Below are 19,180 nucleotides of genomic sequence, written 5' to 3'. Positions count from 1 at the left end.
GCGGCGCGACCCGTCCGGCGCCGAGGCCGTGGCCGACGCCGGCGGCGCTCCGAACGCCCGCCGCGTCCGCATACCGCTGCGCAAGCGTCTGCTGGTCCGGCTGCTGATCGCGTCCGTGCTCATCGCCGTGTGCTCGGTGGCGGCGACCGCCTGGCTCGCGGTGGCCACCACCACGCGCGCGCTGCGCGAGGAACAGGGCCAGGCCCTCGCCGACGACATGGACATCCTCGCCCGGCTCAGCGGCTACGCGGCCGCCCACCCCGACTGGACGGGCGTCCGGGCCACCGTGCGCGACCTCTCCGCGCGCACCGGCCGCCGGATCGCCCTGACCACCGCCGACCGCACCCCGATCGCCGACTCCGCCCCGCCCGGCGCCTCCCTGCCGCCGCGCGCCGCCGCCACCGTGGACCCGCTGCGCACCGACACCTACAGCGAACCGGGCGCGCAGCTCAGCGGCACCGACCCGCGGGTGGTCGGCCCCTACCGGCTCACCGCCGAGGAGCGCGCGCGAATCGACGCCCTGGCCGGCGAACAGCAGGGCTGCTTCACCCGCCACGGCATCGACACCGTCCTGACCCGCACCCCGTCCGGCCGTACGGTCCTCACCGCGGCCGACGGCGCCGCCGCCCCCGACTACGTGCCCGAGCGGTGCGCCGAAGGGCTGTACAACTCGCTGACCCGCACGGAGGAGAGGGCGCTGACGGCGCTTCAGGGGCAGGTCGAGCAGTGTCTGGCCCGCGAGGAGCCGTCCCTCGGCAGGCAGTTGTTCCTCGTCCCCGCCCTCACCGGCCCAGCGCCTCGGACCCCTGGGCCCGAGCCCGGCCTGATCATGAAGGGCGAGGCAGCCGCTGTGCGCGTGGCCCAGAGCTGTCTGGGGCAGGCCCGCCGAGCCCAGCTCGACCCCTACGTCGCCCCGGTCGCCGAACTGTTCCTGGGCGGCGGCGACAGCGCCACCGGACCCCGCTGGAACATGTCGCCGGCCAACAAGACGAAGGTCGTGGGCGCGGCCGGGCTGGTGCTCGCGGTCACCGTCGCGGTGACCGCCGTCGTCGCCACCCGGCTGGTACGGCCCCTGCGCGCCCTCACCGAGGCGGCCCAGCAGCCGCCCGACCGGCATGTGCGGGTCCCCGTCACCACACGGGACGAGACCGGCATCCTCGCCGAGGCCTTCAACGACCTCGCCGAACGCCGTGAACGCCTCGAAGCCCAGCGCAAGGCACTGGTCAGCGACGTCGCGCACGAACTGCGCAGCCCGCTCACCAACATCCGAGGCTGGCTGGAGGTCACCCGCGACGGCCTCGTCGAGCCCGACGCCGAACTGCTCGGCGCGCTGCACGACGAGGCCCTCGTCCTCCAGCGCGTCATCGACGACCTGCGCGACCTCGCCGCGGCCGACGCGGGCACGCTGCGGCTGCACCGGGAGCCCGTCGCCGTCGACGAACTGCTCGCGCAGGTCGCCGCCGCCCACCGGGTCGCCGCCGAGGCGGCGGGCGTCACCCTGCGGGCCGGGGCGGGCGAGCGGACGGGGGCGGAGACCGGCGGGGCCGGGTGGCTGGACGCCGACCCGGTTCGGCTGCGGCAGGCGCTCGGCAACCTCGTCACCAACGCGGTGCGCCACACTCCGCCCGAGGGCACGGTCACCCTCACCGGGCGGCGCGACGGCGACCAGGTAGTCCTCGAAGTCGCCGACACCGGCAGCGGTATCGCGCCGGAGGACCTGCCGCACGTCTTCGAGCGGTTCTGGCGCGCGGAGAAGTCACGCAGCCGGCGCACCGGCGGCAGCGGGCTCGGCCTGCCCATCGTCCGCCAGCTGACGGACGCTCACGGCGGCTCGGCGCAAGCGGCGAGCGCACCGGGCGCCGGCAGCGTCTTCACCCTGCGCCTGCCCGCGGCGGCGGAGCCCCACGACGGGTGAGACGCGGCGGCCGGGACACGGCGGGCGGCCCGCCGCGCCGAGCGGCGCGCGGCGGGTCAGGAGCTTCGTTGCCGGGCCCGGATACGGCGCTTGAGGGCCCGCCGTTCGTTCTCGCTCGTGCCGCCCCAGACGCCGAGGGTCTGGTCGGTCTCCATCGCCCATTCCAGGCACGGTTCCTGCACCGGGCACCGTCGGCAGACCGCCTTGGCCTGTTCCGTCTGCAGCAGTGCCGGGCCCGTGGTGCCGATCGGGAAGAAGAGGTCGGGGTCCTCGCGGCGGCACTCGGCGTGCTGTCGCCAGTCGTCCATGGAAAGTCACCTGCGATCAAAGTCGTGTGCGTTTCCGGAAGAGTTGCTCCCTGATCGGGTGACCGGCCCGGCGGCCGTGAAACAACATCGGCGCGAAGCGCCGGTCACTGCTCCCGCAGCCCCCACGGCGAGCCGTACGCCGTCAGCAGGTCGAGGAAGGGCCGGGCGGGAAACGCCTCGGGACCCAGGACGCCGGCGCCCGACCAGACGCCGGCGGAGAGCAGTTCGAGGGCGACGACCGGGTTCACGGCGGTCTGCCACACCACGGCCTGACTGCCGTACTCCGCCATCGACCACTGGTTGTCGACCACGTGGTACAGGTACACCTCGCGCGGCGCGCCGCCCTTCGTCCCCCGCACCCAGGTGCCCGCGCACGTCTTGCCGCGCATGCGCCCGCCCAGCGTCGCCGGGTCGGGCAGACACGCGGCGACGACGTCACGCGGGGAGACCGGGACCGGCCCGTGCACGCTCGGGACGGTCACCGGGGCGGTGCGGTCCAGTTCCAGCCGGTGCAGCGTCTTCAGCGTGTCGATGAACTCCTGCCCCAGGCCGTACTTGAAGGTGACCCGGCGGACGTCCACCCAGCGCGGCACGAGCAGCACCTCCTCGTGCTCCACGTTCACGCACTCGACGGGGCCGATGCCCTCCGGGAAGTCGAACACCTCGGGCTCGCTGAACGGTTCGGTGGTGAACCAGCCGCGGTCGGCCTCGTAGACCACCGGGGGGTTCAGGCACTCCTCGATCGTCGTCCAGATGCTGAACGAGGGCGCGAAGTCAAGCCCTTCGACGGTGAGGTTCGCGCCGTCGCGGACGCCGATCTCCTCGATCTCGTCGAAGAGTTCGTCGGCGGCGTACCGGGCGAAGACGTCCGACAGGCCGGGCTCCACGCCCATGCCCACCAGGGCCAGCGCGCCGTCCCGCTCCCACTCGGCGGCCCGTTCGAACTGGGCGTCGCCGAGCTTGACCCCGCACTCCTCGTACGGCCGCTCGGGGTGCGGGTGCGACAGGGACATGGCCATGTCGACATAGGTGGCGCCTCCCGTGCGCGCCGCCTGGAACAGGGGCATCACGAACCTGGGGTCGGTGGCGTTGAGCAGGACGTCGCAGCGGTGCCCGGCGAGCAGCGCGGCCACCGCGTCCTCGTCGCCGGCGTCGACGCGTTCCGCCGAGAAGCGCGCGTCGCCGTCGAGCGCGGCGACCGCGGCGGTGGCGCGGTCGCGGTCGTAGTCGGCGACCACCATCGCCTCGAAGAACGGACGGCGGGCCGCGATCCGGGTGATCGCCGTGCCCACGCCGCCGGCACCCACGAGCAGTACACGCATGACAAGCACTCCTACCGAGAAGTCGGCAGGTCCACAACCCGGTACGCCAGGAACTCCGCCGCCGCACGATCCGGCCGACGGCGTCCCCCTCAGCCCCGCAGCGCGTCCCCGGCCGTCGCGGTCACCGCCTGCGCCACCGCCGCCAACGCGGGGGAATCCAGTTTCCACTGCTGCCAGTACAGCGGAACGTCCAGAAAGCGCCCCGGCGCGAGCGGCGTCAGCCGCCCGGACTCCAGCAACGCGCCCGCCTGCGCCTCTGGCACCAGCCCCCAGCCGAGCCCCGCCGCCACCGCGTCCACGAAGCCCTCCGAGGTCGGCACGGCGTGCCGGACGGGCCCAGCGCCGCCCCGGCCGCGCCGCAGCCGTCGTACGAAGGTGTCCTGAAGCTCGTCGCTGCGGTCGAGGGTCACCACGGGCGCCCGGGCGAGCCCCTCGGCCAGCGGTACGCCGTCCAGGTGAAGCGCGACGAAGTCCGGCTGCGCCGCCGCGATGTACCGCATCCTGCCCAGTGCCCGTACCGAGCAGCCCGCCACCGCGTCGGGGGAGGAGGTCACCGCCGCCATCACCAGTCCCTTGCGCAGCAGCTCCGCCGTACGCGTCTCGTCCTCGCGGTGCAGTTCGAAGGCGAGCGGCGGCTCCTGCGGGACCTTGGCCAGGGCCGGCAGGAACCAGGTGGCCAGTGAGTCCGCGTTCACCGCGATCGACACCCGGGTCGGCTCCCCGTCCCCGCTCAGGCCCAGCTCGGACCGTGTGTCGCGTTCCAGCCGCGCCAATTGCCGGGCGAACCGCACGACGATCTCCCCGGACTCCGTCGCCCGCACCGGCTTGGTGCGCAGCAGCAGCACCCGGCCGGTGCGCTGCTCCAGGGCCTTCACCCGCTGACTGACCGCCGACGGCGTCACGTGCAGCGCGGCGGCGGCCGCGTCGAACGTGCCCTCGTCGACCACCGCGAGCAGCGTCCGTACCTGGTCCAACGGCAGATCCATCATCACAATCGCTAATGATACGTAAGGATCTTTAGCTGTACCTACGATGTGGGGATCCCTAGCGTGGACGCCATGACCCCCGCTCTCACCGCCGCGGCCGCCGGCTTCGGCACCGGCCTGTCCCTCATCGTCGCGATCGGCGCCCAGAACGCCTTCGTCCTCCGCCAGGGCGTCCGCCGTGACGCCGTCCTGGCCGTCGTCGGCATCTGCGCCCTGTCCGACGCCCTGCTCATCACCCTCGGCGTGGCCGGGGTGGGCGCGCTGGTGGTGGCCTGGCCGAGCGCGCTGACGGTCGTCGGCTGGGCGGGCGGCGCGTTCCTGCTCTGCTACGGCGTCCTCGCCGCGCGCAGGGTGCTGAAGCCGGGGGGCGGCGCCCTGCACACGGAGGGGGACACGGCCGGTTCACGCCGGCGGGCCGTGCTCACCTGCCTCGCGATGACCTGGCTCAACCCGCACGTCTACCTCGACACCGTCTTCCTGCTCGGCACCGTCGCCGCCGACCGCGGCCCCCTGCGCTGGACCTTCGGCCTCGGCGCCGCGCTGGCCAGTCTGTGCTGGTTCGCCGCGCTGGGCTTCGGCGCCCGGCTGCTCGGCCGCTTCCTGGCCCGACCCGCCGCCTGGCGCGTCCTGGACGGACTCGTCGCCGTCACCATGCTCGCCCTCGGCGCGATGCTCGTCGCGGGCGCCTGACCGGACCGGACCCGGTGAACCCGTGGACGCCGCGGTCAGATGGCCCGACGCCGGCGCATGCCGTACTGCTCCATGAGCTTGACCCGGGTCGTCTCCAGGCGGTGGGCGAGGATCTCGGCCACGATGCGCACCAGGGACAGGCCGAGCGCCGGGTCCTCCTCGCACAGCTTGAGCACCGGCTGCGCCTCGAACTCGTAGGCGCGCACAGGGCTGAAGGCCTCCGCGCCGAAGTCCCAGTGGTACGGCGGGAAGAGCCAGGACCAGCCGAGCAGATCGCCCGCGCCGAGACTGGCGACGACGACCCGCTGCACGGTCGTCACCCGCTGGTCGAGCGAGACGGCGCCGGAGCGGATGACCCAGAACCGGTCGGCCCTGCCCCCCGCCTCGAAGATCCGGGAGTCCTCCGGGAAGGACACCTCCCGCGCGAGGGTCATCAGGCGCTGGCGCTGGGGAGGGGGCAGGGCGGTCAGCAGTTTCGTCGCTTTGGTCATGACGGGGGACTCCTCGCCGGCGATGGGCCCGGCCGCTCCGGGCCTTCCGGGTGTACCGGGGTGCACCGGGGTCACCGGCTTTCCCTACTGCCCATTTCAGCCCTTACGGGTGCGGGGAGCACCTCGGCGGACCGGACTTTCCGGTTGCGGGCAAGGAAAAGCCCTGGCTGGACGGGGGAAGCCAGCCAGGGCCGATCAAGGGGTGGTGTGCGGGGGAGTGCGCTCGACCTCGCGAACCACGTATGTATGAACCGTAAACCATCGCGGGGCGGTCAGCGCAAGCCCGAACCCGGTCGCGTGACCCGTTTCACTTCGCGGGTCTCGAGCCCCCTGTCCGCGGGCGGTACGGCTCACTCCGCCTCGCGGGTCACGACGCGGATCGTCTCGAGCTTCGGGTCGGTCGCGTCGGGCAGGTTCATGCCCCCCTCCAGCCCGCTGGTCAGGTACCGCAGCACCGGCTCGGTCAGCCGCTCGCCGGGCAGCACCGCGGGGATGCCGGGCGGATACGGGGTGATCATCTCGGCGGCGACCCGGCCGGCCGCCTTCGACACCGGCACCTGCTCGGCCGGGCCGAAGAACGCGTCCCGCGGCAGCAGCCCCTGCGCCATGCGCAGCCCCTCCGGCCCCGGCACCTCCATCCGCGGCGCGGGCGGCAGCCCGGGCGCCGCGCGGGCGAGGTCCTTCAGCGCGTCGAGCAGCTCGCCGGTCGTCGTCCGGTCGTCGCCGTGGGTGATCTGCGCGCCGATACGGCGGTGGTCGTTCAGGTGCATGTCCATCGACCGGTGCTCGTGCAGCCAGTCGGCCGCCTGGAAACCCGAGATGCCGAGTTCGCTGACGTCGATGACGCCCGGCAGCGGGTCGAAGTCGTCGGCCAGTCCGGGACCGCAGAGGTCCTCGCGGCCGTGGACGCGCATCCCGTCGATCTGCTCGATGGCGGCCCGCACCTCCGCCGCCAACTCCAGCGCCCCGCCCATCAGTTCCTCGCCGCGCAGCGCCATCTGGCGCCGCCAGCCGTCGAGTCCGGCGTACAGCAGCACCGAGGGGCTGGTGGTGCCCAGCAGATCGGCGCGCATCTTCAGCAGCTCCGCCGGGATCAGATCGCCCTGCAGATGGAAGACGGAGCCCTGCTCCAGGCCGCTGCCCATCTTGTGGATGCTGGTGACGCAGATGTCGGCGCCCGCGTCCATCGCCCAGGACGGCAGGTCGGGGTGGAAGGGCAGGTGCGCACCCCATGCCTCGTCCACGATCAGCGGACGTGAGCGGGCGTGGCAGACGTCGGCGATCGCCCGCAGGTCCGCGCACGCGCCGTACGGCGTGGGGGTCGTCACCAGGGCGCCCTTGGCGTCGGGATGGATCTCGAAGGCCTTGGCGAACTTCTCCGCGGACGGCGGGTGGGCGATGTGCCGTTCGGTGTCCCAGCGCGGCTCGACCCAGACGGGCTCGATCCCCGCCAGGATCAGGCCGGACACCACCGACTTGTGCGCGTCCCGCCCGACCAGCAGCTTCTCGTGCGGACCGGCGACGGACAGCATGGCCGCCTTGACCGACAGGGAGCTGCCGCAGGTCGAGAAGAACGTGTGGTCGGCGTGGACCGCGTCCGCCATCAGCTCCTCGGCGCGCTCCAGGACCCGGCCCCGGGTGAGCCGGTCGTCGAGTCCGCCCGACGCCAGTACGTCACCCAGGAAGACCGCGTCCCCCAGCACCTCCCGCACCTGCGGATCGGCGCCGCGCGCCTGTTTGTGACCGGGAGGCGAGAACGCCAGGCGCCCCTGGCGGTGGTAGGCGACGAGGGCTTCGAGAACGGGTGCTCGGGTGTGATCGGCTGCCATGCCGGCCGGGTTCCCGCGAGCCCGTCCCCCAACCGGCGCGGCGTCCCGCGCCACCCGGTCGGATCAGGGCGGGCCGGGGTGGCGGCCCGGCGTCACGATCTCGTCCAGCACGTCGACCACCGCCTCGTAGGCCAGACCCCGCACGTACGCGTCGCGGGCCGCGTCCGGATCGGTCCGGCCCAGATCCTCGCTCCGGGTGCGCAGGTCCTTGAGTTCCTCCCGCGCACAGGCCCTCGCCCGCTGAATGCGGCGCAACAGTTCATCCGAGTCCACGACATCCGTCATGACCTCCGCCTACCCAGCCGCGGCGCTTCGATGACCTCATCCGCCTCGACGTCCCACCGTCGTAAAACAGCAGGTTTGGGCAGCGGCGCTTCGGCCAGCCGAATTGAAGAGGGCCGCGCCGCCCGGCAGGCGGAGGCCACCGGCACGACCACGGGAAGGCCCCGGGCCTGCCGGACCGTACCCCATGACCGGTCGGCCGCCTCCCGGTTTCGGGCGGCGACCGAAGGCGACCGGCTTCACGGAGGTCTCGACCGGTGGCGGGCCGGCCCGCCACCGGCCGTGGCGAAGTCCACGAGCGACGCGGATGACTCGTGTCAACCGTGGATTCTTCCACGGCCCGTGACGGATCGGACCCGCGACAGCGTTGCCGCGGCGGAGCGATCCGCGGCCGGCCGGAGGGACCGGGTGCCGCCGCCCGGCAGCGGCGCGATCGGCGGCGGCCGGGCCTCGCCCCGCCGCGGGCCACGGCCGCCGTGGCGGTGCACCTCATGTCAGGCAGCAGGACTCATCAGCGGACGGACTCAGGGAGCGAGAGGATGCGCGCGAAGTACTCGATCGACCGCGTGGACACGTCGGACGGCCTAGGCCGGGACGACGGAGCCGGCCGGTTCCGGCCGGCCGACGTCCGCAGTGCCGTGCGGCGCGCGGTCAGCGGACGGCGCGGGGACACCGGCCGCCCTTACGACGAGGAGGCCCTCTCCGACGCCCTGCTCGTCGCCTCGGAACTCACCACCAACGCCATACTCCACGGCGGCGGCGTCACGGAGTACGACGTCGACGTCGACGGGCCGGCCGTGCGGGTCTCGGTGAGCGACCGCAGCGACCGGCTCCCGGTGGCCGTCGACCCGGTCGACGAACAGGGCCGCCGCCGGTCCGGCGGACGCGGCTGGCCCATCGTCTGCCGACTGGCCCGGGACGTCCGGGTGTCCGATCTGCCCTCCGGCGGCAAGTGCATCACCGCTGTCGTCCCCGTGTTCTGACGGCCCGTCGGCTCAGCTCGTCCGCACGGCCACGGGCCGCTCGCCCGGCCCTCTGAACGCCTTTCAGAATCACGGAGTTTGTTCCTCCGGGGGTAGGGCAGACGGAGGTTCGTGCTTCGGACCGGAGGCGCGCCAGCGGGAGCGGTACAGCCGTTTCGGGGCGCTTCGCATGCCCCGGCCGGCAGTGGCCCTCCCGTGGTCAGTCCCTGAAATCCTCGTTCAGGAGCGATTCCGCATGCTCATCGACATGTCGACAAGCCGTCCCGTGACACCCGCCCCGACGCCCGCCGCGACCACCACCCCCTCGCGCCGGAACCATGACGACGCTCCCGACACCGCGAGCCGGTTCGCCCGGCTGGTCACCCTGGAGGAAGGGCCCGAGCGGGACGCCGTCCGCGACGAACTCGTCACGGCCTGGCTGCCGATGGCCCACCGGATCGCGGGCCGGTTCCGCGACCGGGGCGAGGCGATCGAGGACCTCCGCCAGGTGGCGGCACTCGGCCTGGTGAAGGCCGTCGACCGCTTCGACCCGGAACGCGGGGCCTTCGAGAGCTACGCCGTCCCGACCATCACCGGCGAGATCAAGCGGCACTTCCGGGACCGGATGTGGGCCCTGCGCGTGCCCCGCCGGGTGCAGGAACTGCGCAACAAGGTGCGCCTCGCCCGCCGGGAACTCGCCCAGACGCCCGGCGCCCCCGAGCCCTCGGCCGCCGACATCGCCGCCCACACCGGGCTCACCGAGGAAGAGGTCGCGGCCGGCCTGGAGGCGCTGGAGAGCTTCAGCACCCTGTCGCTGGACGCCGAACTCCCGGCCGGCGACGACGGTTACAGCCTCGTCGACACCCTCGGCGGCCCCGACGCCTCCTTCGACGTCGTCGTGGACCGCGAGTCCGCGAAGGAGAGCCTGCGGCGGCTCCCGGAACGCGAACGGGCCATCCTCTACATGCGTTTCTTCGAGGACATGACCCAGAGCCGCATCGCCGACCGCCTCGGCATCTCCCAGATGCACGTCTCCCGCCTCATCAGCCGCAGCTGCGCGATGGTGCGCGAGGAGGCCCTCGGCCGTCGTGACGGCCGTGGCTGACGCCGCGTCGACGGCCCGCACCGCACCGACGCATCCCACACCGATCCGCTTACGGAACCGATCCGTTCAGGGACAAGGAGTCCTCGCATGCTGATGCCCCACCCCGCCGTGCTGCGCAAGCTCGTCGACGAGTACGAGGCTGTGACGGCGACAGGACCGGTCGAGGGGAACACCAGGGCACAGGACCTCGCCTACACGCTGTGCGTCTCCACCGGGACGCGTGACATCACCCTCGCCCTGGAGGCGGCCCGCGGCTGGCTCGCCGCGGCGGCGGAGGCGGACGCCGCACCCCGCCGGACCACGGAGGACGGACCCCACGCGTACGCGTGATCAGGTCCTGCGCGTACGCGTGATCAGGCCCTGAGGGGTGTCGCGAGCGCCCCCGCCGCAGCCACTGACCCTGCGGCGGGGGCGCTCGTGTGTGCGTGACGTGGAGGAGCGGTGCCCGAACGGGGTGTGCCGGGCCGTGGGCGGGGCATCCGAACGCGAGTCTTTCAGGGGAGGTTCAGTGATGAACGCGAGTGCCATGGCGCGAGGCGGCCGGACGCAGGCCGAGCGGGCGGCGCGGGGGTCGGTGACGAAGGGGGCCGCCAGAGCCGGCCTCACGGCCCGCGGTGTGATCTATCTGCTCGTCGGGATGCTCGCACTGCAGATCGCCTTCGGCGAGAACAAGAGCCAGGAGGCGGACCGGCAGGGCGCGCTCGCGGAGATGTCCCAGAAGCCTTTCGGTTCCGTCCTGCTGTGGGCGCTGGGCATCGGCCTCGTCGGCATGGCCCTGTGGCGGCTGTCCGAGGTCGTCTTCGGATCGGTCGGCCCCGAGGGCCGCAAGCCCAAGAAGCGGCTGCTGTCGCTGGCGCGGTGCGTCTTCTACTCCTTCGTCGCCTACTCGGTCCTCGCCTTCGCCGCGGGCTCCGGCAGCGGGGGAGGATCCAGCGACGAGCAGTCCCGCGACGTCACCGCCCGGGTGCTGGAGCTGCCCGGCGGTCAGTGGATCGTCGGCGCGGGCGGGATCGGGATCGTCGTGGCCGGTCTGTGGATCGGCGGCCGGGCCGTGCTGCGCAAGTACCACGACAAGATGCGGATGGGGGAGATGTCACCGGCGGTGCGCCGCGCGGTGGACGTGACCGGCGTGGGCGGCGGCGCGGCGCGCGGCCTGGTGTTCGCGGCGGCGGGGGTCTTCGCCGTCCGTGCCGCCGTCGACTACCAGCCCGACCAGGCCAAGGGCCTCGACGACACCCTGCGCTCCTTCGCCGACACACCGGCCGGTCCGTGGCTGCTGGCCTGCGTCGCCGCCGGGCTGGTGCTCTTCGGACTGTTCTCGTTCGCCATGGCCCGCTGGCGCAAGGTCTGAACACGCCGGTCCCGGGGAACCCGGGGGGAATGAACGAATCCGAGTTCCCGCCGGACGGACGACCCGTGGACATGTACCTCGACCTCCTGCGCGTCCGCATGGACGACGAGGACTACGAGATGCTGCTCAAGGTCGTCGCGCCCGCGCTGCGCGCACTGGACGAGCAATCCCCCGAGACCCTGGACTTCGCGCTGGATCCGCAGGACACCGAGGACCTGCCCCAGGAGATCCGCGACGAGGCCGCCCTGGTCATCGCGACGGCCGTCACCGGCCGTCTCGACAACCAGCTGGTGGAGATCCAGGTGGACGGGACGGGACCGGTCCGGGTGGTCACCGACGCGGTGACCGCCTCCGACCCGGACCGACTGGCCGAGATCGCCGGCTGCATCCGCCGCCGGCAGAGCGACACGGAAGAACTCCGCGGCATCGCCGCAGCCAGCGGCCTCCCCACGGACTTCTGACCGGCCCCCGCCCCTTCACCGGCCCCGCCTCCGGGCCGACGCGGCCCTGACCGCTGCGATCCCGTGGTCCCGGCCCTGACCGCTGCGATCCCGTGGTCCCGGCCCTGACCGCTGCGATCCCGTGGTCCCGGGCCGCCCGTCGTGGGCCCGGCGCGGCCCGGTCCAGCTGTCCGGCAGCCGCCCCCGCCGCCCCGGACGCCCGGCCCTGGTGGCCGAAGGCCTGCCCCCGGCCGCCCGCCCCCGGCAGCACTCACTCCGGACCCTGGGCCCCTCGTCCAGCCGCCCGTCCTACCGCGTCACGGCTGCTCCTGCTGGACGGGCACGTCCAACGGTCGGGCCAGACCGGTCACCGCTTCGTCCAGGCGTTGGAGGTGGCGCAGAACACGGTCGGTGACCCGGGCGTACCCGGGCGGGGTCGCCGTCGTGGGCTTCAGGAGGGAGGCGATGCTCGGGCCGGTCAGGACCTCCGCCGTGCTGTGGTCGTCCTCCACGCGGTCGGCGACAGCGCCCACGTTGTGCAGGATGCGCTGCCCCGCTCCCCGCAGCCGCGGGTCCGCCGCGATCGACGGATGGCTGGGGAGCAGCTCGGCCGTGGCGGCCAGCGAACGCGCGTGGTAGGCGCAGGTCTCCAGGAGCGCGACGACGTACCGGGCGGTGTCGCGCCGTGTGCGCAGCGGGGTGACCGGGTGGGTCAGAGGCTGGGTGGCCGCCCTGAGGTCGGCCAGCGCCTGGTCCAGGTCCCGCGCCCGGTCCAGCAGATCCGCGGGCGGCCCCCCGCTCAGCTGCTCCACGGCCGCCGAGGTGACGTCGGTCAACCGGTCGAGCACGGTCGTCAGCAGCTCGTTCGTACGGCGGTCCGTCCGCACCGGCAGCACCACCGCCGCCGCGACCACCCCGCAGGCCACCCCCAGCGCCGTCTCCTCCACCCGCAGCAGCAGCACCGACAGGCTGTAGGTGTGCAGCAGCGTGTACAGCACGCCCAGCGCCGCGGTCACGAAGAACGACATCAGCGTGTACGACAGCGGCGCCGTGTAGAACATGGCGAACACGCACAGCAGCACCACCGCGAACGCCGTCCACGTATGGTGCCCGACCAGCGCGGTCAGCCCGATCCCCGCGACCACCCCGAGCACCGTGCCCAGCAACCGCCGGTAGCCCTTGACCAGGATCTCCCCGGTCGACGCCGTGTTGATGAAGACGATCCAGCAGGTCAGGACCGCCCAGTACCAGCGCTGCGTGGACAGCGTCTCCCCGGCGAGGATGGCCAGCGCCGACCCGAGCGCGACCTGCACGGCCGCCCGCGTCGTCGGCCGGCGCAGACCGGTGGGCTCGTCGGCGGCGTCATCCGCCTCCTCCGCCCCGCCGATCGCGGCGTCCTCCGCGTCGAGCTCCTCCCGGGAGCGCGCCGTCTCGGGACTGTCGTCCGACTCGTCCTGCGGCCCGTCCAGCGCGAGCCGCAGCCCGAGCACCGCGCGGGCCGCCTCGCCGACGCCCCGGAAGACGTCCTGCACGGGCGGCGAAGCGACCGGCAGGTTCTCCTCCTCGCGGTACCCGAGCAGCCGATTGCGCACCTGCGCCAGCCCCGTCCCGTCCGTCACGGGATGCCGTACGAGCAGACTGAGCGCCCGCAGATCACGGCGCAGGACGTCCGTCGCCTCCTCCCGCACCGGCAGCAGGCCGCTCTCGGGGACCGGCGCCCCCGGCAGGTGCAGGGTGAGGGTGTCCGCCCGTTCGGCGCTGCGCGCCGTCAGCAGCAGCAGACCCAGCCGCTCGGCGGCGATCTCCGCGTCGGCGACCCGGCGCTGCACCAGCCGTGCCGTCGCCTCGTCGCGGGTGCCCTCGTCCAGCCGGCCCTGGATCATCATGGCCGTCTCGTGCAGCCGAGCGGTGCCCTCGCGCACCTGTGTCAGCGCCTTCTCCACGTCCTCGGGACCGGCGTCCATCAGCTCGCCCTGGGCGTCGAGGAGCTGGGCGAGCCGGGCCCGGAACGCCGTGCGCAACCGGCTGAGGATCCCCGCCGGGGTCTGCGGCACCAGCGCGAACCGGGCCGTGGCACTGCACGCGAAGGCGACGCCGATCGTCGCCCAGAACCCGGGCAGGCTCTCGCGCGTCACGCCGACGAACAGCGACATGAAGTAGACCTGGAAGCCGATCAGCCCGAGCGCCGTGCCCCGGTCCCCGAACCTCCGGCCGTAGACCGCGCAGAAGATCAGCGCGACGAAGAAGAGGTCGCCGACGACGGTGCGCGAGCTCAGCAGCGCCGCCACCGTCACGGAGGCCAGCGCGACGGGCAGCCCGAGCGCCAGGGTGACCGCCTGAAGGCCGAGCTGCTTCTCGCGGATCGCGAAGGTCGCGACCATCGACGAGATGGCCCCGGCGACCAGATGGGAGACGTCCCCGCCGGACAGGGAGACGACGGCCAGCGTGAGCGCGATCGCGGCGACCGTCCGCAACCCCGCGGCCAGCCGCAGCAGCCCCGGGTCGGACGCCACGACCCGGTCCCGCCATCGCACCCCGAACGATCGGGGTCCCGTCGCCGTCACCGCTGTCGTCGCCGCTGCCCTCACGCCGCCGTACTCTCTCCCGACCCGCTCGCCGTGCCTCGCCGTTCCGTTCGCGTCGTCCCTCAGCCGGCCTCGGACCCCGCGCCCTGCCCGTCCTGGGGGCCGGCCGTTCCCGCCGTTCCTGCCGTTCCTGCTGTTCCTTCTACGTGGGCCCGCACCTGCTCCGGCGTCAGATAGCTGTCCGTGTACTCGAAGTCCTTCAGCTTGGCCGGGCGCCGGGCCTGGAAGCCCGTGCGGACGAAATCGTCGCCCGCCAACGCGTTGAGCGTCCAGTTCGTCAGCACCCGCGCCTTGGCCACGCCCGTGCGCAGCGCGCCCCAGTGGTAACCGCGGGCGACGGCCTGCGCCGGCAGCCCCCGCAGCTCCACGCCCATCGGCTTGGACACGGCGTCGGTGCCGCCCAGGTCCACGACCAGCCCGAGGTCCTTGTGCGCGTACGGCTTCAGCTCCCGGCCCCGCAGCGCCGCCATGACGTTGTCGGCGACGGCCGTGCCCTGCCGCATCGCGTGCTGCGCGGTCGGCGGGCACACCGCCCCCTCCTCGCCCTTGGCCTCGTCGGGCACCGCGGCGGCGTCGCCGAGCGCGAACACCCCGTCCTGGCCCGGCAGGCACATCTCGGAGGTGACCGCGAGCCGGCCGCGGACGGTCTCCGCGCCCAGGGTCGCGATGAGCGGGCTCGCCACCACGCCGGCCGTCCAGATCAGCGTGCGGGTCGGCACCACCCGCCCGTCGGTGAAGGTGACCTCCTCCGGACCCGCCTTGTCGATGGACACGCCGAGCGAGACCTCGATCCCGCGCCGGCGCAGCACCTCCTGCGCACTGCGGCCGAGCTTGTCGCCGAGTTCGGGCATCAGCTTCGGGGCGATGTCGATCAGGTGCCACTTGATCAGGCTCGGGTCCAGCCGGGGGTAGCGCTTGACCGCGTTGTGGGTGAGCAGCTGGAGGCAGGCCGCGGTCTCGGTGCCGGCGTAGCCGCCGCCCACGACCACGAACTGCAGCCGCGACGCCCGCTCGACGGGGTCGTGGCTCGCGTCGGCCAGGTCCAGCTGGGAGATGACGTGGTCGCGGATGTAGGCGGCCTCCGCGAGCGTCTTCATCCCGAAGGCGTGCTCGGTCAGCCCCGGGATGTCGAAGGTGCGGGTGACGCTGCCGGGAGCCAGCACGATGTAGTCGTAGGGCTCGTTGACGATCTCGTCGGTGATGGTGCGGATGACGCAGACCTTCGCCTTCAGGTCCACGCCGATGGCGCCGCCCGGGATGATCCGGGTGCGGTACTTCTTGCTGCGGCGCAGGGAGACGGCGATCGACTGGGGGGTCAGCACCCCGGAGGCGACCTGCGGCAGCAGCGGCAGATAGAGCTGGTAGCTGAACGGCGTCACCAAAGTGATCTCGGCCTCGCCGGGGGAGAGCTTGCGTTCCAGACGCCGAACGCACCCCACTCCCGCGAAGCCCGCGCCCACCACCAGGATCCTGGGTCGTGTCACGATGTCCATCCCTTTCTGCGGCTCCAGGCGGTCTTCCTCGACGTCATGCGCGTTCCCACCGGACGGCGCTTCGCACCTCGTCGATCGATCCCACCGCGACCGTAGTGCTCGCGCCAGTGGGGCGGAGCATGCAGACGAACGTTTTGCCGTTTCTCCTCCCGAGGTCCCCGCCGCGTCCCGATCAGGTCCCCGACGGGCCCCGATGCGCGTCCGCCGTCAGGAGCCCACGGAGACCGTCGCCGTGCGGCTGTCGATGTGGGACAGCAGCAGACAGACGTCGTCGTCCCGCTCGGAGTCGCTCAGCAGCGGGTGCAGGATGCGCTCCGCGGAGCCGCGCAGATCCGCGTCCAGCTCCTCGGTGCGGAACGAGCCGAGCGCCGCCGCGAGCCGCTCGATGCCCGGGTCTATGCCCTGGGCGCGCCGCTCGACCAGACCGTCCGTGTAGAGCGCCAGCGTCGTGCCGGGCGCGAGGGGCTCGGTGTGGTCGGCGATCTCCTGGCGCAGCGGGATGCCCAGCATCGCCCCCGGCTTGGCGTCCAGCGTGCGCACCCGGCCGTCCGGCTCCCGCAGCACCGGCGGCGGATGCCCGGCGGCCGCCCACGTCAGCACCGGGTCGCCGGGTGTGAAACGGGCGATCACCGCCGTCGCGTACAGGTCGGGCTGGAGATGGTGCAGGAAGGTGTGCAGCCGGGTCAGCAGCACGCCGGGGCTGCCACCGTCGACGGCGTAGGCGCGCAGCGCGGTGCGCAGCTGGCTCATCATCACCGCCGCGTGCAGCCCGTGCCCGGTCACGTCGCCGATGACCGTGATCAGAGAGCCGTCCGGCTGCCGGAACGCGTCGTACCAGTCGCCGCCGATGTTCAGTCCGTACGTCGCCGGGAGGTAGTGCGCCGACAGGTTCAGGCCCTCGATCGTCGGCAACTGCGTCAGCAGCGCGTGCTGCAGGGTCTCGGCGATGTCCCGGTTGTGCTCGAAGCGCCGCGCATTCTCCAGCGCGGTGCTGGCCCGTCTGGTCAGCTCGATCAGCATCACCGCGTCGTCCGGGTCCCAGCGCTCGCCGGGCGGCGTCAGCGTCAGCACGCCCAGCGGGGTGTGCCGGGTGGGCAGCGGGATGCACAGCACGGGCGTGCCGGGGTGCGTCACGGACGGCGGCAGGTCGTCCACACCGGGCAGGCCGCCGGGGTGATCGGCCGCGTACTGGGGCCGCCCCGTGCGGGCCGCGACCACCGCCGCCGCGGCGGACGTCGACGACGAGGTCTCCGGGGCCGGTGGATGCCGGTCGTCCTCGGCGTCGAAGAGCCACACGTCGACCGTGCGCGCGTACTCCGGGACCAGCAGCTCGGGCAGCCGGCGCACGATCTCCTCGTGGTTCAGGGACGCCGTCAGCGCCGCGCTGGCGTCCGCGAGGAACGTCAGCCGGCGCCGGGCGCTCTCCGCCTCCTGGCGCGCCGCGCGCTCCGCCGCGAAGGCCTCCTTCTGCGCCCGCCCGGCCGCGTCCAGCTCGGCGTGCAGCGCCAGGACGCCCTGGTTGGTCTGGTGCAGCTCCTCCCGGTGGAAGAGCACCAGCTCCTCCTGCTCGGTGAGTCTGTCCAGCACGACGGCGGTGTCCTCGTCCGCGCCGAGCAGGGCCTCCGCGAGGGCCGCCGGGTCGTCGGCCACCCCGTGGAAGATCGAGGCGTCGGCCGGCTCGGGACACGGCACGGTGACGTGCCACGGCGGCTCCCCGGCGGCGGGGGAGGAGGCGATCTCGGCGCGCAGCACGCCCGCCGACGTCTCCAGGGTGAGCCGCCACACGCCGCCCTTCGTCAGACACTGCCGCAGCCGCCCGCTGAGCGCGCTCGCCAGCCGGGTGCGCTCCAGCGGGGCGACGCCGAACGCGGCGGCCAGCCGTGTGGTCGCGATCCGGGCGCGGGCCGCGTCGGTGACGGTGGTGATCTGCCAGGTGCGCATCATGGGCGGTCCGGCGGGGTCGGGGACAGGACGGCCACGGCGGTGTCGTCACGCACCGGGCGGGCGGAACTGCTGGCGTCGCGCACGATCACCGCGGCGGCGACCGCCGGGTCCATGGCGGGCAGCCGTGGGTCGGACGGCGGCGTCCAGCGGCTGGGCAGACCGTCACTGTGCAGCACCAGCAGCCGGTCCGCGCCCCAGGGCGCCTCGGTCTCGGGCAGCGACGTGGGGCGGTGGACGCCCACTATGCCCGGCCGGGACAGCAGGTGGCGCCAGCTGTCGCCCTCCCGCAGTCGCGCGCCCACGTTGCCGATGCCGGCGAACCGCAGCCGCCCGGCCCGCAGGTCGAGCTGGGCCAGCGCGACCGCCGCGCCGCGAGTTCCGCGCAGCGCGCCGTCCAGGCGGCCCAGTACCTCGGAGGGGCGCAGATGGGCCGAACGGCGCAGTTCCTCGACCGCCGCGGTCGACGCGCGGGCGGCCCCCGGGCCGTGGCCCAGTCCGTCGGCCAGCATCAGCGTCAGCCGGTCCTCGGCGCGCACGAAGGTCCAGGCGTCGCCCGACCAGGCGTTCCCGGCGAACGGGATGTTCACCCCGCCGGCCCGCGCCGGCACCGGGTCACGCGTGTACGTCTTCGGCCGGACCGCGCCGACCCGGGCCAGCGCGACCGTGCCGCGGCCCGGGACGCTGTGCAGGTCGAAGTCGTCGGCCACCCGCCGGCAGGTGCCCAGGCCCGCGCCCAGCGAGCCCGCCGTGGAGAAGCCGTCGCCCGACGCGGCGCCGACGTCCGCGATTCCCGGACCGTGGTCCACGGCCGCGATCTGCACGAACATTCCGGTCCCGCCGGTGGGCGGCGCCACCACCTCGACGAGCAGCTGACCGCCACCGCCGTGCTTGAGCAGGTTGGTGGCCAGCTCCGTCGCCACCAGCGCGGCGGCCGCCGCACGCGACTCGTCGAGGTCCGCGAGGGCGGCGGCCTCCTCGGCGGCCACCCGCGCGTCGCGCACCCGTGTCGAGTCGTGCACGGGGACCTCCCACACCTGGGGCATCAGACCTCCTCGCGCTGGCGGGGCGGCCGGGCCGCCCACGAGGTCACCGTGACCGTCGTGCCCGAACCGGGTGTGCTGTCGATGGCGAAGTCGTGCACCAGCCGCTTCGCCCCGCCGAGCCCCATGCCGAGGCCGCCGCCGGAGGTGAAGCCGTCGCTCAGCGCCCGCTCCACGTCGGTGATGCCGGGCCCCTGGTCGGAGAAGACCAGCCGCAGCCCCTGCACGCGCCCCTCGGTGACGCGCAGCGTCTCCACCTCGCCGCCCCCGCCGTAAACGAGTGTGTTGCGGGCGAGTTCGCTGGCCGCGGTGACCAGTTTCGTCTGCTCGACCAGACTGAAGCCGAGCGCGGCCGCGGCCTGCCGCACATGCTGCCGTACCCACGCCAGGTCCATGTCGGAGCGGATCGGCAGGCGGGCCTCGACGCCCGCGGCCGT

Annotated in this window: 18 protein-coding genes; 7 read left to right on the top strand and 11 right to left on the bottom strand. The window is 73.6% G+C overall.

Annotation, left to right across the window (positions count from 1 at the left end; translation table 11 throughout):
- The first annotated feature begins 28 nt into the window (after positions 1–28).
- Positions 29–1,915, top strand: a complete 1,887-nt coding sequence (locus tag ACIRS4_RS09065) for a sensor histidine kinase (RefSeq protein ID WP_404193061.1) — start codon at positions 29–31, stop codon at positions 1,913–1,915.
- 56 nt (positions 1,916–1,971) lie between these two features.
- Here the strand turns inward: ACIRS4_RS09065 and ACIRS4_RS09060 are convergent, their stop codons facing one another.
- The 3 genes from ACIRS4_RS09060 to ACIRS4_RS09050 form a co-directional block, all read right to left on the bottom strand.
- Positions 1,972–2,223 (bottom strand): WhiB family transcriptional regulator, encoded by a 252-nt coding sequence (locus ACIRS4_RS09060; protein ID WP_404192202.1) that lies wholly within the window; start codon positions 2,221–2,223, stop codon positions 1,972–1,974.
- A gap of 104 nt (positions 2,224–2,327) precedes the next feature.
- Entirely contained in the window at positions 2,328–3,545 is a 1,218-nt protein-coding gene (locus ACIRS4_RS09055) for a saccharopine dehydrogenase family protein (protein WP_404192199.1), read from the bottom strand.
- 89 nt (positions 3,546–3,634) lie between these two features.
- Positions 3,635–4,534, bottom strand: coding sequence for a LysR family transcriptional regulator ArgP (locus ACIRS4_RS09050; protein WP_404193058.1), 900 nt, complete (start codon positions 4,532–4,534; stop codon positions 3,635–3,637).
- Between the two features lie 69 nt (positions 4,535–4,603).
- Between ACIRS4_RS09050 and ACIRS4_RS09045 the strand changes: the two genes are divergently transcribed.
- The gene (locus ACIRS4_RS09045; protein WP_404192197.1) at positions 4,604–5,221 is read left to right on the top strand and encodes a LysE/ArgO family amino acid transporter; all 618 of its coding nucleotides are present in this window, start codon (positions 4,604–4,606) and stop codon (positions 5,219–5,221) included.
- 35 nt (positions 5,222–5,256) lie between these two features.
- Here ACIRS4_RS09045 and ACIRS4_RS09040 read toward each other — a convergent pair whose 3' ends face one another.
- The 3 genes from ACIRS4_RS09040 to ACIRS4_RS09030 form a co-directional block, all read right to left on the bottom strand.
- On the bottom strand, positions 5,257–5,712 hold the full coding sequence (locus ACIRS4_RS09040; RefSeq protein ID WP_404192195.1) for a cyclic nucleotide-binding domain-containing protein: 456 nt from the start codon (positions 5,710–5,712) through the stop codon (positions 5,257–5,259).
- A gap of 350 nt (positions 5,713–6,062) precedes the next feature.
- Positions 6,063–7,541, bottom strand: coding sequence for an aminotransferase class I/II-fold pyridoxal phosphate-dependent enzyme (locus ACIRS4_RS09035; protein WP_404192193.1), 1,479 nt, complete (start codon positions 7,539–7,541; stop codon positions 6,063–6,065).
- Positions 7,542–7,604: 63 nt separating this feature from the next.
- Positions 7,605–7,826, bottom strand: coding sequence for a hypothetical protein (locus ACIRS4_RS09030; RefSeq protein WP_404192191.1), 222 nt, complete (start codon positions 7,824–7,826; stop codon positions 7,605–7,607).
- A 536-nt stretch (positions 7,827–8,362) separates the two neighbouring features.
- Here ACIRS4_RS09030 and ACIRS4_RS09025 point away from each other — a divergent pair.
- The 5 genes from ACIRS4_RS09025 to ACIRS4_RS09005 all read left to right on the top strand — a co-directional run bounded on the left by ACIRS4_RS09025 (position 8,363) and on the right by ACIRS4_RS09005 (position 11,702).
- A complete protein-coding gene (locus tag ACIRS4_RS09025) occupies positions 8,363–8,806 on the top strand; it encodes an ATP-binding protein (protein WP_404192189.1) in 444 nt (147 codons plus the stop codon).
- A 235-nt stretch (positions 8,807–9,041) separates the two neighbouring features.
- The gene (locus tag ACIRS4_RS09020; protein WP_404192187.1) at positions 9,042–9,890 is read left to right on the top strand and encodes a SigB/SigF/SigG family RNA polymerase sigma factor; all 849 of its coding nucleotides are present in this window, start codon (positions 9,042–9,044) and stop codon (positions 9,888–9,890) included.
- An 87-nt stretch (positions 9,891–9,977) separates the two neighbouring features.
- Complete coding sequence (locus ACIRS4_RS09015) at positions 9,978–10,220, top strand: DUF5133 domain-containing protein (protein ID WP_404192185.1); 243 nt, start codon at positions 9,978–9,980, stop codon at positions 10,218–10,220.
- Positions 10,221–10,401: 181 nt separating this feature from the next.
- Complete coding sequence (locus ACIRS4_RS09010; protein WP_404192182.1) at positions 10,402–11,241, top strand: DUF1206 domain-containing protein; 840 nt, start codon at positions 10,402–10,404, stop codon at positions 11,239–11,241.
- A 29-nt stretch (positions 11,242–11,270) separates the two neighbouring features.
- Positions 11,271–11,702: a hypothetical protein gene (locus ACIRS4_RS09005; RefSeq protein WP_404192179.1), complete on the top strand. Its 432-nt coding sequence runs from the start codon at positions 11,271–11,273 to the stop codon at positions 11,700–11,702.
- Positions 11,703–11,998: 296 nt separating this feature from the next.
- Here the strand turns inward: ACIRS4_RS09005 and ACIRS4_RS09000 are convergent, their stop codons facing one another.
- The 5 genes from ACIRS4_RS09000 to ACIRS4_RS08980 all read right to left on the bottom strand — a co-directional run bounded on the left by ACIRS4_RS09000 (position 11,999) and on the right by ACIRS4_RS08980 (position 19,138).
- Positions 11,999–14,245, bottom strand: a complete 2,247-nt coding sequence (locus ACIRS4_RS09000) for an FUSC family protein (RefSeq protein WP_404193055.1) — start codon at positions 14,243–14,245, stop codon at positions 11,999–12,001.
- Positions 14,246–14,328: 83 nt separating this feature from the next.
- A complete protein-coding gene (locus ACIRS4_RS08995) occupies positions 14,329–15,759 on the bottom strand; it encodes an NAD(P)/FAD-dependent oxidoreductase (protein ID WP_404192177.1) in 1,431 nt (476 codons plus the stop codon).
- Positions 15,760–15,966: 207 nt separating this feature from the next.
- Positions 15,967–17,703, bottom strand: coding sequence for a PP2C family protein-serine/threonine phosphatase (locus ACIRS4_RS08990; RefSeq protein ID WP_404192175.1), 1,737 nt, complete (start codon positions 17,701–17,703; stop codon positions 15,967–15,969).
- Complete coding sequence (locus ACIRS4_RS08985; RefSeq protein ID WP_404192172.1) at positions 17,700–18,746, bottom strand: SpoIIE family protein phosphatase; 1,047 nt, start codon at positions 18,744–18,746, stop codon at positions 17,700–17,702. Before ACIRS4_RS08985 ends, ACIRS4_RS08990 begins: the two co-directional genes overlap by 4 nt.
- Positions 18,746–19,138 carry an anti-sigma regulatory factor gene (locus tag ACIRS4_RS08980; RefSeq protein ID WP_404193052.1) on the bottom strand — a complete coding sequence of 131 codons (393 nt, stop codon included), beginning with the start codon at positions 19,136–19,138 and terminating at the stop codon, positions 18,746–18,748. Before ACIRS4_RS08980 ends, ACIRS4_RS08985 begins: the two co-directional genes overlap by 1 nt.
- Between the last annotated feature and the right edge of the window lie 42 nt (positions 19,139–19,180).

It is taken from the genome of Streptomyces sp. NPDC101166 (genome assembly GCF_044768125.1).
Taxonomy (GTDB): domain Bacteria; phylum Actinomycetota; class Actinomycetes; order Streptomycetales; family Streptomycetaceae; genus Streptomyces.
Note: the sequence above shows the minus strand (reverse complement) of the source record. Positions and strands in the feature narration are given on the sequence as shown.

Coding starts and splice junctions, on each gene's coding strand:
- ACIRS4_RS08995 (WP_404192177.1), bottom strand. CDS start 15,759: ATGGACATCGTGACACGACCCAGGATCCTGGTGGTGGGCGCGGGCTTC.
- ACIRS4_RS09060 (WP_404192202.1), bottom strand. CDS start 2,223: ATGGACGACTGGCGACAGCACGCCGAGTGCCGCCGCGAGGACCCCGAC.
- ACIRS4_RS08990 (WP_404192175.1), bottom strand. CDS start 17,703: ATGATGCGCACCTGGCAGATCACCACCGTCACCGACGCGGCCCGCGCC.
- ACIRS4_RS09025 (WP_404192189.1), top strand. CDS start 8,363: ATGCGCGCGAAGTACTCGATCGACCGCGTGGACACGTCGGACGGCCTA.
- ACIRS4_RS09045 (WP_404192197.1), top strand. CDS start 4,604: ATGACCCCCGCTCTCACCGCCGCGGCCGCCGGCTTCGGCACCGGCCTG.
- ACIRS4_RS09035 (WP_404192193.1), bottom strand. CDS start 7,541: ATGGCAGCCGATCACACCCGAGCACCCGTTCTCGAAGCCCTCGTCGCC.
- ACIRS4_RS09020 (WP_404192187.1), top strand. CDS start 9,042: ATGCTCATCGACATGTCGACAAGCCGTCCCGTGACACCCGCCCCGACG.
- ACIRS4_RS09050 (WP_404193058.1), bottom strand. CDS start 4,534: ATGATGGATCTGCCGTTGGACCAGGTACGGACGCTGCTCGCGGTGGTC.
- ACIRS4_RS09015 (WP_404192185.1), top strand. CDS start 9,978: ATGCTGATGCCCCACCCCGCCGTGCTGCGCAAGCTCGTCGACGAGTAC.
- ACIRS4_RS09005 (WP_404192179.1), top strand. CDS start 11,271: ATGAACGAATCCGAGTTCCCGCCGGACGGACGACCCGTGGACATGTAC.
- ACIRS4_RS08985 (WP_404192172.1), bottom strand. CDS start 18,746: ATGCCCCAGGTGTGGGAGGTCCCCGTGCACGACTCGACACGGGTGCGC.
- ACIRS4_RS09055 (WP_404192199.1), bottom strand. CDS start 3,545: ATGCGTGTACTGCTCGTGGGTGCCGGCGGCGTGGGCACGGCGATCACC.
- ACIRS4_RS09040 (WP_404192195.1), bottom strand. CDS start 5,712: ATGACCAAAGCGACGAAACTGCTGACCGCCCTGCCCCCTCCCCAGCGC.
- ACIRS4_RS09030 (WP_404192191.1), bottom strand. CDS start 7,826: ATGACGGATGTCGTGGACTCGGATGAACTGTTGCGCCGCATTCAGCGG.
- ACIRS4_RS09010 (WP_404192182.1), top strand. CDS start 10,402: ATGAACGCGAGTGCCATGGCGCGAGGCGGCCGGACGCAGGCCGAGCGG.
- ACIRS4_RS08980 (WP_404193052.1), bottom strand. CDS start 19,138: ATGGACCTGGCGTGGGTACGGCAGCATGTGCGGCAGGCCGCGGCCGCG.